Genomic DNA, 11,675 nt, shown 5'->3' with positions numbered 1-11,675 from the left:
TAGGAAGCGGTGCCAGCCCGCCCGTCCACGGGGCGTGCGGGGACTCAGTCGGCGGTGCGCCGGTTGAACGTCCGGATCGCCAGGGGCGCCACGACCACGGTGATCAGCACGATCCAGCCGATGGTGAAGGCGACGGGGTGCTGCAGCGGCAGGGCCGCGTCGGCGGGCAGCGGGGTGTCGTTGCCCCACAGCTCCCGCACGGCCTGGGTGAGGCTGGAGATCGGGTTCCACTCCGCGACCGTCCGCAGCCAGCTGGGCATGTTGTCGGTGGGCCCGAAGGTGTTGGCTAGGAACGTGATCGGGAACATGGTGGCGAACATGACGCCGTTGACGGCCTCCACCGACCGCATGGCGGAGCCCACCCAGATGCCGATCCAGATCATCGCGAAGCCCCAGCCCAGCAGCAGGACGTAGCCCAGGGCAGCCTCGGCGACGTTGGTGTGGATGCGCCAGCCGATGAACAGGCCGGTGACCGACATGATGACCAGGCCGATCGAGGAGTGCATGAGGCTCGAGATCGACCGGCCGACCAGCACCGCGGCGGGGTTGATGGGCAGCGAGCGCATCCGGTCGACGATGCCCTTCTCGAGGTCCGCCGTCAGGCCGACCGCCACGATGAAGGAGGCGAAGGCGATCGTCTGGGCCATGATGCCGGCGAGCAGCCACGCCTTGTAGCCGCCCTCGGTGTCGACCTCGATCGAGCTGCCGAAGACGAAGGCGAAGAGCAGGACGAACATCACCGGCTGGATGGTGACGTCGAGCAGCATCTCCGGCATGCGCTTGATGTGCGTCAGGTTGCGCCTCACGATGGCGAGCGACTGGCGCGCCAGGCCGGTCTGCACGATCTCGGGGCGCTCGAGCGCGGGGCGTGGTGTCAGGCGCGAGCCCTGGTCGGTGTTGGTCATGCGGGCACCTCCTCGGTGGCGTTGCTCTCGTGGTCGCCGGCGGGCGCGTCCTCGGCCCGGTGGCCGGTCAGGTGCAGGAACACGTCGTCGAGGCTGGGTCGTTTGAGGCCGAGGTCGTCGAGCTCGATCCGGCTCTCCGCGAAGAGGCTGGCGACGCGGGTCATGTGCTCGAGGCCCTCGGCCGGTGCGGTGAGCTGGCGGGCGCCCGGCTCGACGTGCACCGCCTCCACGTGCGCGCGCAGCATCTGCTCGGCGATCGGCAGGTCCTCGGCGTGGGAGACGGTGACGACCAGGGACGCGGCCCCCGACTGGTCCTTGAGCTGCAGCGGCGTGCCCTCGGCGATCACCGTGCCGCGGTCGATGACCACGATGTTGTCGGCGAGCTGGTCGGCCTCCTCGAGGTACTGCGTCGTCAGCAGGAGCGTGGTGCCGTCGCTGACCAGGTCGCGCAGGACCTCCCACAGCTCGAGCCGGCTGCGCGGGTCGAGCCCGGTGGTCGGCTCGTCGAGGAACAGCACCGGCGGCGTCGCGATGAGGCTGACGGCCAGGTCGAGGCGCCGGCGCATGCCGCCGGAGTAGGTCTTGGCGATCTTGTCGCCGGCCTCGGCGAGGGAGAAGCGCTCGAGCAGGTCGCTCGTGGCGCGCCGGATGTAGGCGGGGGACAGGCCGTAGAGCGACCCGATCAGCTGAAGGTTCTCCTTGCCGGTCAGGAGCTCGTCCACGGTGGCGGCCTGGCCGGTCAGCCCCATGCTGCGTCGTACGTCGCGCGGGGCTGTGAGGATGTCGTGACCGGCCACCGACCCGGTGCCCGACGTGGGCCGGGTCAGGGTCGTCATCATCCGCACGGTCGTGGTCTTGCCGGCGCCGTTGGGCCCGAGCAGGCCCAGCACCGATCCGGTCGGCACGGTGAAGCTCACGTCGTCCACGGCCGTCTTGTCGCCGAACGTCTTCACCAGGTTGCGGGCCTCGATGGCCACCGAGCTCGTCATGTCACTCACCTTGGGGTCGAATGCGGTCAGGTCCTGTCCGCTGCTGTCCGCGAATCGGTGGTGCTCGGTCCGCGTCCTCCTTGTCTACACCGTGGACATCGAAATGTCTACACCGTAGACTTGCCGCATGGTCCAGACCGCGTACCACCACGGCGACCTGCGCGTCGCCCTCGTGCAGACGGCCTTCGAGGCCGCCCGCACCGGCGGCACGGAGGCGATCGTGATGCGGGAGGTCACCCGGCGTGCGGGCGTCACCCCGCGTGCGGCCTACCGCCACTTCCTCGACCGCGACGCGCTCGTGCGCGCGGTGGCCCAGCGTGCGCTCGCCGAGCTGGCCGCCGCGGTCGACGACCGGCTCGAGGTCCGCAACGACGCCGACGGTCCCGACGGCCGGCAGATGCTCCAGGCCGTGGGGGAGGCCTACATCGCCTTCGCGCTCGACGAGCCGGGCCTGTTCGACGCGGCGTTCTTCGCGATGGACGACATGCTCAGCTCGACGTCCCCGGAGGCCACGGCGCGCTCGGGGCTCTCGCCCTACCAGCAGCTCGAGCTGGCGCTGGCCGCCCTGGTGCGCGAGGGCCGGCTGGCCGAGGAGCACGTCGGCGACGCGACCATCACCTGCTGGTCCGGGGTGCACGGCTATGCCACGCTGACGGCGCGCGGTCCGCTCCGCGAGCTGCCGCGCGAGCTCATCGACGACCAGGGCCGTCGCCTCGTGGCCTCGCTGGTCGACGCGGTGACCGCGCTCACGGGCCCGACCACTAAGGGCAACCTTCCTTGAAGACGCGGAAGCAATAACGTCACACTGGTGTTGTGCAATTCGTGAGGACAACCGCTGCGACCCCCGACGGGGACGCTCCCACCCGTGACCGGGTGGCTCGGTCGATCCTCGAGAACGGCCCGAGCACGGCCGCCGACCTCGCCCTGCGCCTCGACCTCACCGCCGCGGCCGTGCGCCGCCACCTCGACCACCTCGTGGCCGAGGAAGTCGTGGAGTCGCGCGAGCGCAAGGTCTACGGCACCCGGGGCCGCGGGCGGCCCGCCAAGGTGTTCGGCCTCACCGAGGCCGGTCGCGACAGCTTCGACCAGCAGTACGACGACCTCGCCGTGCAGGCGCTCCGGTTCCTGGCCGAGACGCAGGGCGAGGGCGCCGTCCTTGAGTTCGCCCGCCGCCGGGTGGCCTTCGTCGAGGGCGACTACGCCGCCGTCACGGCCGTCGACCCCGAGCTGAGCCCCGCCGAGGCGCTGGCCCGGGTGTTCACCCAGAACGGCTACGCCGCCTCGGTGCGCGACCTGGCGCCGGTCAACGGCGTCAGCATGGGCGAGCAGCTGTGCCAGCAGCACTGCCCCGTGTCCCACGTCGCCCACGAGTTCCCCCAGCTCTGCGAGGCCGAGACCGAGGCCATCGGCCGCGTCCTCGGCACCCACGTCCAACGCCTGGCGACCATCGCCCACGGCGACGGCGTCTGCACCACCTGCATCCCCCAGACCCTCAAGCCGGACCTCGAGCAGGACCCCACGAAGGAGCAGTCATGACCCAGAACCTGAGCATCGAAGACCTCAACCCCGAGCTCAAGGGCATCGGGCGCTACGAGTTCGGCTGGGCCGACAAGGACGACGCCGGCGCCGGCGCGAAGCGCGGCCTCAACGAGGACGTCGTGCGCGACATCTCCGGCAAGAAGTCCGAGCCGCAGTGGATGCTCGACCTGCGCCTCAAGGGCCTCAAGCTCTTCCACCGCAAGCCCATGCCCACGTGGGGCTCGGACCTGTCGACGATCGACTTCGACAACATCAAGTACTTCGTGCGCTCCAGCGAGAAGCAGGCCACGTCCTGGGAGGAGCTGCCCGAGGACATCAAGAACACCTACGACAAGCTCGGCATCCCCGAGGCGGAGAAGCAGCGCCTCGTCGCGGGCGTCGCCGCGCAGTACGAGTCGGAGGTCGTCTACCACTCGATCCGCGAGGACCTCGAGGAGAAGGGCGTCATCTTCGTCGACACCGACACCGCGCTGAAGGAGCACGAGGAGCTCTTCAAGGAGTACTTCGGCACCGTCATCCCGGTCGGTGACAACAAGTTCTCCGCGCTCAACACCTCGGTGTGGTCCGGCGGCTCGTTCATCTACGTGCCCAAGGGCGTCCACGTCGACATCCCGCTGCAGGCCTACTTCCGGATCAACACCGAGAACATGGGCCAGTTCGAGCGGACGCTGATCATCGCGGACGAGGACTCCTACGTGCACTACGTCGAGGGCTGCACCGCGCCGATCTACTCCTCGGACTCGCTGCACTCCGCGGTCGTCGAGATCATCGTGAAGAAGGGCGCCCGCGTCCGCTACACGACGATCCAGAACTGGTCCAACAACGTCTACAACCTCGTCACCAAGCGCGCGACCTGCGAGGCCGGCGCGACGATGGAGTGGGTCGACGGCAACATCGGCTCCAAGGTGACGATGAAGTACCCCGCCATCTACCTCATGGGTGAGCACGCCAAGGGCGAGACGCTGTCCATCGCCTTTGCGGGCGAGGGCCAGCACCAGGACGCCGGCGCCAAGATGGTGCACGCGGCGCCGCACACCTCGTCGTCCATCCTGAGCAAGTCGGTGGCGCGCGGCGGCGGGCGCACGTCGTACCGGGGGCTGATCCAGGTCAACGAGGGCGCGCACGGCTCGAAGTCCAACGTGCTGTGCGACGCGCTGCTCGTCGACCAGATCAGCCGCAGCGACACCTACCCCTACGTCGACATCCGCGAGGACGACGTGTCCATGGGTCACGAGGCGAGCGTCTCGAAGGTCTCCGACGACCAGCTCTTCTACCTCATGTCGCGCGGCATGGAGCAGGACGAGGCGATGGCGATGATCGTGCGCGGCTTCGTCGAGCCGATCGCCAAGGAGCTGCCGATGGAGTACGCCCTCGAGCTCAACCGCCTCATCGAGCTGCAGATGGAGGGCGCGGTCGGCTGATCGCCGCCACCGCCTGACCACCACCCCGCCGGTCGGGGACGCCGCGACGCGGGCGTCCGGGCCGAGGAACCAGAAAGAGACGCAGTGACAGTCACCACCGAATCCGTCCGCTCCGCGCTGGAGCAGACCCCCGAGCAGGTCCGGGTGGAGAGCCACCTCCACCCGGTCGGCTCGTACGACGTCGCCGACCACGAGGTCCCGACGGGCCGCGAGGAGATCTGGCGCTTCACGCCGCTCAAGCGGCTCAGGGGCCTGCACGCCGACGCCGAGTTCATGCGGCCGGCGACCTCGGCCACGTGGAACACCCCCGACGGCGTCCGCATCGAGGTCGTCTCCGGCGACGAGGCCCGCGGCCTGCGCGGCATCTCCGGCCTGGTCCCCAACACCCGCTGGGCCGCCCGCGTCCTGGCCGAGGTGCCTGCGAGCCTGCTGGTCGACGTGCCCGCCGAGACCGAGGTCGCCGAGCCGATCGTCGTCGACCTCGACGGCACGGACGTCTTGGTGACCGAGGCCGGGCACGTGGCGCTGCGCTTCGGCGCCCACAGCAAGGCGATCGTCGTGCTCAACCACACCGGCTCCTCGACCGTCGCCGCGGTCGTCGAGATCGCCGTGGGGGACGGGGCCGACGTCACCGTCGTCTCGATCCAGGACTGGGCCGACGACGCCGTCCACCTGTCGCACCACCAGGCGCGGGTCGGTCGCGACGCGAGCTACCGGCACGCGGCCATCTCCTTCGGCGGCGACCTGGTCCGGATGGACGCCAACGTGACCTACGACGGTCCCGGCGGCTCGGCCGAGCTGCTCGGCCTTTACTTCGCCGACGCCGGCCAGCACATCGAGCACCGGATCTTCGCCGACCACACCGCCCCGCGCACGAAGTCCAACGCCATCTACAAGGGCGCGCTGCAGGGCGAGAAGGCGCACACCGTCTGGGTCGGCAACGTCCTGATCCGCAAGGTCGCCGAGGGCATCGAGACCTACGAGGAGAACCGCAACCTGGTCCTCACCGACGGCTGCCAGGCCGACTCGATCCCCAACCTCGAGATCGAGACCGGCGAGATCGAGGGCGCCGGCCACGCCTCCGCGACGGCGCGCTTCGACGACGAGCACCTGTTCTACCTGCAGTCGCGCGGCATCTCCGAGCAGGAGGCGCAGCGCCTGGTGGTGCACGGCTTCTTCAACGACCTCATCCGCAAGGTCGGCGTCCCCTCGATCGAGGACCGGCTGCTGACCACCGTCGAGGCCGAGCTCGCCAAGAACGTCCTCAAGGGCGGCGTCCTCGGGACGGGTGCCTGATGGGCTTCGAGCGCGCGTGCGCGCTGGACGAGGTCCCCGCCGACCAGGCGCTGGCCGTGACCCTCGGCCGCCACGAGATCGCCATCGCCCGTGACGGCGACGAGGTCTTCGCCATCGAGAACCTCTGCAGCCACGCCGAGGTCGCCCTCAGCGAGGGCGAGGTCGCCACCAACGACGGCGGCTGCCAGATCGAGTGCTGGCTGCACGGGTCGATGTTCGACCTTCGCACCGGCAAGCCCACCAACCTCCCCGCGACCGAGCCGGTCGCCACCTTCCCGGTCGACGTGCGCGGCACCGACGTCTACGTCGACACCGAGACCACCCTGAACGGAGTCACCCCCGCATGAGCAAGCTCGTCATCACCGACCTCCACGTCACCGTCGACACCGAGGACGGCCCCAAGGAGATCCTCAAGGGCGTCACCCTCACCATCAACGACGGCGAGACCCACGCGATCATGGGCCCCAACGGGTCGGGGAAGTCGACGCTGGCCTACTCCATTGCCGGCCACCCCAAGTACACGATCACCGGCGGCTCGGTGACCCTCGACGGCCAGGACGTCCTGTCCCTGTCGGTCGACGAGCGCGCCCGCGCCGGCCTGTTCCTCGCCATGCAGTACCCCGTCGAGGTCCCCGGCGTCTCGGTGTCGAACTTCCTGCGCACCGCCAAGACCGCGATCGACGGCGAGGCCCCCAAGCTCCGCACCTGGGTCAAGGACGTCAACGCCGCGCTCCAACAGCTCAACCTCGACTCGTCGTTCGGCACCCGCAACGTCAACGAGAACTTCTCCGGCGGTGAGAAGAAGCGCCACGAGATCGCGCAGCTCGAGCTGCTCGACCCCAAGGTCGCCGTGCTCGACGAGACCGACTCCGGCCTCGACATCGACGCCCTCAAGGTCGTCTCCGAGGGCGTCAACCGCTTCCGCGCGCGGGAGGGCAAGGGCGTCCTGCTCATCACCCACTACACCCGCATCCTGCGCTACATCGAGCCCGACCACGTGCACGTGTTCGTCGACGGCAAGGTGGCCGAGTCCGGCGGCAAGGAGCTCGCCGACGAGCTCGAGGCCAACGGCTACGTCAAGTACGTCAAGACCGTCACCGCCTGAGCGACCGCTCAGCCGACCCACTGGAGAGGAGGACCACGATGCACGGACTGCTGCCGGACCTCGACGTGATCCGCAAGGACTTCCCGATCCTCGAGCGCACGCTCGCGGGCGGGGTGCCGCTGGTCTACCTCGACAGCGCCAACACCTCGCAGAAGCCCCAGGTCGTCATCGACACGATGGTCGACCACCTCGAGCGCCACAACGCCAACATCGCCCGCGCCATGCACCAGCTCGGCGCGGAGTCGACCGAGGCCTACGAGGGCGCGCGCGACAAGGTGGCGAGCTTCCTCAACGCGCCGTCGCGCAACGAGGTCGTCTTCACCAAGAACGCCACCGAGGCGCTCAACCTGCTCGCCCGCACGATCGAGCTCGGCCCCGGCGACAACGTCGTCATCACCGAGATGGAGCACCACTCCAACATCGTGTCGTGGCAGCTCGCCTGCGAGCGGTCCGGTGCCGAGCTGCGCTGGTTCGGGCTGACCGACGAGGGCCAGCTCGACCTGGGCAACGCCGACCAGCTGGTGGACGAGAACACCAAGGTGCTGGCGTTCACCTGGGTGTCCAACATGCTCGGCACGATCAACCCGGTCGTCGACCTGGTCTCCCGCGCCCGCGCGGCCGGCGCGATCTCGGTGATCGACGCCTCCCAGGCCGCCCCGCAGCTGCCGATCGACGTCCAGGCGGTCGGGTGCGACTTCCTGGTCTTCACCGGCCACAAGGTCTGCGGGCCGACCGGGATCGGCGTGCTGTGGGGTCGCGAGGAGCTGCTCAACACGCTCCCGCCCTTCCACGGCGGCGGCGAGATGATCGAGACGGTCACCATGGCGCGCTCGACGTACGCCAGGGCGCCGCACCGCTTCGAGGCCGGCACGCCGCCGATCGTCGAGGCGGTCGGGCTCGGGTGCGCGCTGGACTACCTCGACCACATCGGCCTGGAGTCCATCCACGCCCACGAGCAGGCCATCACGGCGTACGCCCTCGAGGGGCTGCAGTCCGTGCCGGGCCTGACGGTCCTCGGCCCGCTCGACGTGACCCAGCGCGGCGGTGCCGTGTCGTTCGAGCTCGAGGGCGTCCACCCCCACGACATCGCGCAGGTGCTCGACTCGCGCGGCGTGGCGGTGCGTGCCGGTCACCACTGCGCCAAGCCGGCGCACGCCCGCTTCGGCGTGCAGAGCTCGACCCGGATGTCGTCCTACCTTTACACGACGCCGGCCGAGATCGACGCGCTCGTCGAGGCGCTCCACCAGACCCGCAGCTACTTCAAGGTGGCCTGATGAGCAACGACCTCGACTCGCTCTACCAGGAGATCATCCTGGACCACTACAAGAACCCGCACCACAGGGGCCTGCGCGACCCGTTCGAGTCCGAGGTGCACCACGTCAACCCGACCTGCGGTGACGAGGTCACCCTGCGCGTGCACCTGTCCGACACGGCGCGAGGCCGGCTCGTCGAGGACGTGTCCTACCACGCCGTCGGCTGCTCGATCTCGCAGGCGTCCGCCTCCGTGCTGACCGACCTCGTCATCGGCAAGCCCGTCGACGAGGCGATGTCGATCCACCAGAGCTTCCTCGAGCTCATGCAGGGCAAGGGACAGGTGGAGCCGGACGAGGACGTCCTCGAGGACGGGATCGCGTTCGCCGGCGTCGCCAAGTTCCCCGCGCGCGTGAAGTGCGCCCTGCTGTCCTGGATGGCGTGGAAGGACGCGACCGCCCAGGCCCAGAGCCAGTCCGCAGAGACCCAGTCGGTGCCCACCGAAGGAGAGACCCGATGACCGAGTCCACCCACCAGCAGCTCGACCACAGCGACCTTCCCGAGGTCCCCGAGGCCGTCGCGGGCGGCGGCACGTCGACGGTGACCGTCGACGACGTCACCGAGGCGATGAAGGACGTCGTCGACCCCGAGCTGGGGATCAACGTCGTCGACCTCGGCCTCGTCTACGGCGTGCACCTCGACGAGCACAGCAACGCGGTGCTCGACATGACGCTCACCTCGGCCGCGTGCCCGCTGACCGACGTCATCACCGACCAGACCGAGTCCGCGCTGGAGGGCCTGGTCGGCGACGTCGCCATCAACTGGGTCTGGATGCCGCCGTGGGGCCCGGACAAGATCACCGAGGACGGCCGCGAGCAGCTGCGGGCCCTCGGCTTCAACGTCTGAGCCTCAGCTGCCGGCCCGCGCGCGCACCTTCGTCACCCAGTACTCCGTGGTGGGGGTCGGTGGCGTCGTGAAGCGCGCGTTGGGCAGGTAGAGGTCGGCACCGAACCGCGCGACCGTCGTCGGCACGTCGAAGCTCGTGTCCTCGTCGAGGTCCGCGGCGGTGATGGTGCGCACCAGCCGGCCGCTGAGCCCGTCGCGCGAGAGCCGCAGGACGGCGACCTGGTTCGACCGGTTGCGCACGACGTAGAGCGTGCGGCCCTGCCGGAGCATGCCGTCGCCCATCGTGAGCGACGCCCCGCCCAGGTCGACCTCCGTCGCGGCACCCGTGGTCGGGTCGACGCGGTAGAGCAGCCCGCTGGTGGAGTTGACCACGAGCAGGTGGCGGCCGGTGGGGGTGGTGCTGATGCCGTTGGCGCCGAAGCCCGCGCCCTGCACCCAGTCGCCGGTGAGCGGGACGGTGGTCGCGCTGGCGGCCGGCCCGCGCGAGGTGCGCGCGAGGCGGTAGAGCTGCGGCTGCGAGGAGTCGGTGAACCACGCCGCGTCGCGGGTGAGCACCACGTCGTTGACGAAGCTGGTCCCGGTCGTGAGGGTCAGGTCGGCGAGCAGCTCGCCGGTGTCGGTGTCGACGACCCGGGCCGTGCCGGACGCGCCGCCGGCGACGTACAGACGTCCCTGGCGGTCGGACTTCAGCCCGACCGAGGGGGTGCCGGGGCCCTCGCTGATCACCCGGCCGCGGCCGGTGCGCAGCGACACCTCGTAGATGTCGCCGTCGGCGCGCGAGCCGAACCAGGCCGTCGGGCCCGGTCCGATGGCGATCCCCTCGGGCTGGAAGCCGTTCGGAAGCGCGATCCGGGAGGGGAAGGTGCCGTCGAGCGGCACCGCCCTCGCCGTGGCGGTCGGTGCGCCGGTGAGCATGGTCAGGCCGAGCACAGCAGCGGCGCCGGAGACGAGCAGACGACCCATGGGGGACCTCCGAGTAGGTGGGGTCTCCGACGGTAGCCCGGGGCCCGATATTCCGTGGCGGCGCGACCCGGGCAGGCGCACACTTCAGCCGTGCTGAATCCCCACCCCACGCGCTACGCCGAGCTCAACGGCGTGCTGCACGACCTCGTCACCGGAGCGCAGTCCGCGCTCGGCGAGTCGTTCGTGGGCGCCTACCTCCAGGGGTCGTTCGCCCTCGGTGCGGGGGACCTGCACAGCGACTGCGACTTCCTGGTGGTGGTCCGCGACCACCCGACGGCGGCGCAGGTCGCCGCCCTGCGCACGCTGCACCGCGACCTGCCGCACCGCGACGGCCACTGGTTCGCCCACCTCGAGGGCTCGTACGCCGTGGCGGACGAGCTCCGCTCGGTCGACGGCCTCGGTCGCGCGTGGTGGTACGTCGACCACGGCTCCGACGAGCTGGTCCTGTCCGACCACTGCAACCAGGCGTGGACGCGGTGGGTCCTGCGCGAGCACGGCATCACCCTGGCCGGGCCGTGCCGGGTCGAGCTGGTCGACCCGGTGCCCGACGACGTGCTGCGCGAGCAGGCCCGCGCCGGGCTGGCGACCCTGACCGACGACGTCCTGGGCTGGTGCCCACCCGACGTCGCGTGGTGCCAGCGCTACCTCGTCGTGCAGGCCTGTCGCAGCCTCTACACCGTGCGCACCGGCCAGGTGGCCAGCAAGCGCGACGCGCTGCGGTGGGCGATGGTCCACGGCGACCCGCGCTGGCGACCGCTGCTCCAGCAGGTGCTCGCCGACCGCGACCTCGGCCTCGACCGCGAGGCCGCGCCACGGCCCGGCTCGATGGACGCGGCGCGCGAGTTCGCGGCGTACGTCGCTGCCGTGGCGTGACCCGGGTGCCCGATAGGCTGGCCGGCATGAGCGAGCCCGAGGTCGACCTGTCCGAGGACTTCGACCACGAGGAGCTGCGCAGCTTCTGGAACCTCGCCCGCTTCCACGCCAAGCTCAACGCCGCCCCGACCTACTTCGGGCCGACGACCCTCGAGTCGGTGCCGCCTCCGGCGTGGGCCTACGGCGACTCGGCCGAGGAGTCCGACGCCTTCGTGGCCCAGGTGCTGGCCGACGAGCGCGGCCGGACGACGGCCGCGACCGCGGACTACGACGGCGAGCTGCCGCAGGTCGGCGTGCTGTCGATCCTGTGCGACGGCTCCGGTGTCCCGCGGGCGCTCGTCGAGGTCGCCGACGTGGCGGTGAGCGGCGACGAGGTCGTCGAGTCGTTCACGGTCGTCTACCGGCGCTGACGGGAGCGTCGGCGACG

The 11,675-nt window shown here is 70.5% G+C and carries 14 protein-coding genes; 11 read left to right on the top strand and 3 right to left on the bottom strand.

The window, feature by feature from the left end; genetic code table 11:
• Nucleotides 1-44 precede the first annotated feature (44 nt).
• Both SHK17_RS12015 and SHK17_RS12010 read right to left on the bottom strand, forming a co-directional pair.
• Nucleotides 45-905, bottom strand: coding sequence for an ABC transporter permease (locus SHK17_RS12015; protein ID WP_172274749.1), 861 nt, complete (start codon nucleotides 903-905; stop codon nucleotides 45-47).
• Nucleotides 902-1,894 carry an ATP-binding cassette domain-containing protein gene (locus tag SHK17_RS12010; RefSeq protein ID WP_172274752.1) on the bottom strand — a complete coding sequence of 331 codons (993 nt, stop codon included), beginning with the start codon at nucleotides 1,892-1,894 and terminating at the stop codon, nucleotides 902-904. The genes SHK17_RS12015 and SHK17_RS12010 overlap by 4 nt, the downstream gene beginning before the upstream one ends.
• 127 nt (nucleotides 1,895-2,021) lie before the next feature.
• Between SHK17_RS12010 and SHK17_RS12005 the strand changes: the two genes are divergently transcribed.
• From SHK17_RS12005 to SHK17_RS11965, 9 genes are all read left to right on the top strand, one after another.
• Complete coding sequence (locus tag SHK17_RS12005; RefSeq protein ID WP_322919337.1) at nucleotides 2,022-2,675, top strand: TetR/AcrR family transcriptional regulator; 654 nt, start codon at nucleotides 2,022-2,024, stop codon at nucleotides 2,673-2,675.
• Between the two features lie 92 nt (nucleotides 2,676-2,767).
• The gene (locus SHK17_RS12000) at nucleotides 2,768-3,430 is read left to right on the top strand and encodes a helix-turn-helix transcriptional regulator (protein ID WP_322425302.1); all 663 of its coding nucleotides are present in this window, start codon (nucleotides 2,768-2,770) and stop codon (nucleotides 3,428-3,430) included.
• Nucleotides 3,427-4,854, top strand: a complete 1,428-nt coding sequence (gene sufB, locus SHK17_RS11995; RefSeq protein ID WP_172274761.1) for a Fe-S cluster assembly protein SufB — start codon at nucleotides 3,427-3,429, stop codon at nucleotides 4,852-4,854. Before SHK17_RS12000 ends, sufB begins: the two co-directional genes overlap by 4 nt.
• Nucleotides 4,855-4,938: 84 nt before the next feature.
• Nucleotides 4,939-6,150 (top strand): Fe-S cluster assembly protein SufD, encoded by a 1,212-nt coding sequence (gene sufD, locus SHK17_RS11990; RefSeq protein ID WP_172274763.1) that lies wholly within the window; start codon nucleotides 4,939-4,941, stop codon nucleotides 6,148-6,150.
• Nucleotides 6,150-6,497: a non-heme iron oxygenase ferredoxin subunit gene (locus tag SHK17_RS11985; RefSeq protein WP_172274766.1), complete on the top strand. Its 348-nt coding sequence runs from the start codon at nucleotides 6,150-6,152 to the stop codon at nucleotides 6,495-6,497. The genes sufD and SHK17_RS11985 overlap by 1 nt, the downstream gene beginning before the upstream one ends.
• On the top strand, nucleotides 6,494-7,255 hold the full coding sequence (gene sufC, locus SHK17_RS11980) for a Fe-S cluster assembly ATPase SufC (protein ID WP_322919336.1): 762 nt from the start codon (nucleotides 6,494-6,496) through the stop codon (nucleotides 7,253-7,255). The genes SHK17_RS11985 and sufC overlap by 4 nt, the downstream gene beginning before the upstream one ends.
• Nucleotides 7,256-7,293: 38 nt before the next feature.
• Nucleotides 7,294-8,529: a cysteine desulfurase gene (locus tag SHK17_RS11975; RefSeq protein ID WP_405030368.1), complete on the top strand. Its 1,236-nt coding sequence runs from the start codon at nucleotides 7,294-7,296 to the stop codon at nucleotides 8,527-8,529.
• Nucleotides 8,529-9,026 (top strand): Fe-S cluster assembly sulfur transfer protein SufU, encoded by a 498-nt coding sequence (gene sufU, locus SHK17_RS11970; RefSeq protein WP_322919335.1) that lies wholly within the window; start codon nucleotides 8,529-8,531, stop codon nucleotides 9,024-9,026. Before SHK17_RS11975 ends, sufU begins: the two co-directional genes overlap by 1 nt.
• Nucleotides 9,023-9,412, top strand: coding sequence for a metal-sulfur cluster assembly factor (locus SHK17_RS11965; protein ID WP_172274777.1), 390 nt, complete (start codon nucleotides 9,023-9,025; stop codon nucleotides 9,410-9,412). Before sufU ends, SHK17_RS11965 begins: the two co-directional genes overlap by 4 nt.
• Nucleotides 9,413-9,415: 3 nt before the next feature.
• Here the strand turns inward: SHK17_RS11965 and SHK17_RS11960 are convergent, their stop codons facing one another.
• Nucleotides 9,416-10,375 (bottom strand): SMP-30/gluconolactonase/LRE family protein, encoded by a 960-nt coding sequence (locus tag SHK17_RS11960; protein ID WP_322425299.1) that lies wholly within the window; start codon nucleotides 10,373-10,375, stop codon nucleotides 9,416-9,418.
• 90 nt (nucleotides 10,376-10,465) lie between these two features.
• Here SHK17_RS11960 and SHK17_RS11955 point away from each other — a divergent pair, with 90 nt between their 5' ends.
• Entirely contained in the window at nucleotides 10,466-11,248 is a 783-nt protein-coding gene (locus SHK17_RS11955) for an aminoglycoside adenylyltransferase domain-containing protein (protein ID WP_322919334.1), read from the top strand.
• 26 nt (nucleotides 11,249-11,274) lie between these two features.
• Nucleotides 11,275-11,658, top strand: coding sequence for a hypothetical protein (locus SHK17_RS11950; RefSeq protein ID WP_322919333.1), 384 nt, complete (start codon nucleotides 11,275-11,277; stop codon nucleotides 11,656-11,658).
• Nucleotides 11,659-11,675: the final 17 nt, after the last annotated feature.

This window comes from Nocardioides renjunii, assembly GCF_034661175.1.
Taxonomy (GTDB): domain Bacteria; phylum Actinomycetota; class Actinomycetes; order Propionibacteriales; family Nocardioidaceae; genus Nocardioides; species Nocardioides renjunii.
Note: the sequence above shows the minus strand (reverse complement) of the source record. Positions and strands in the feature narration are given on the sequence as shown.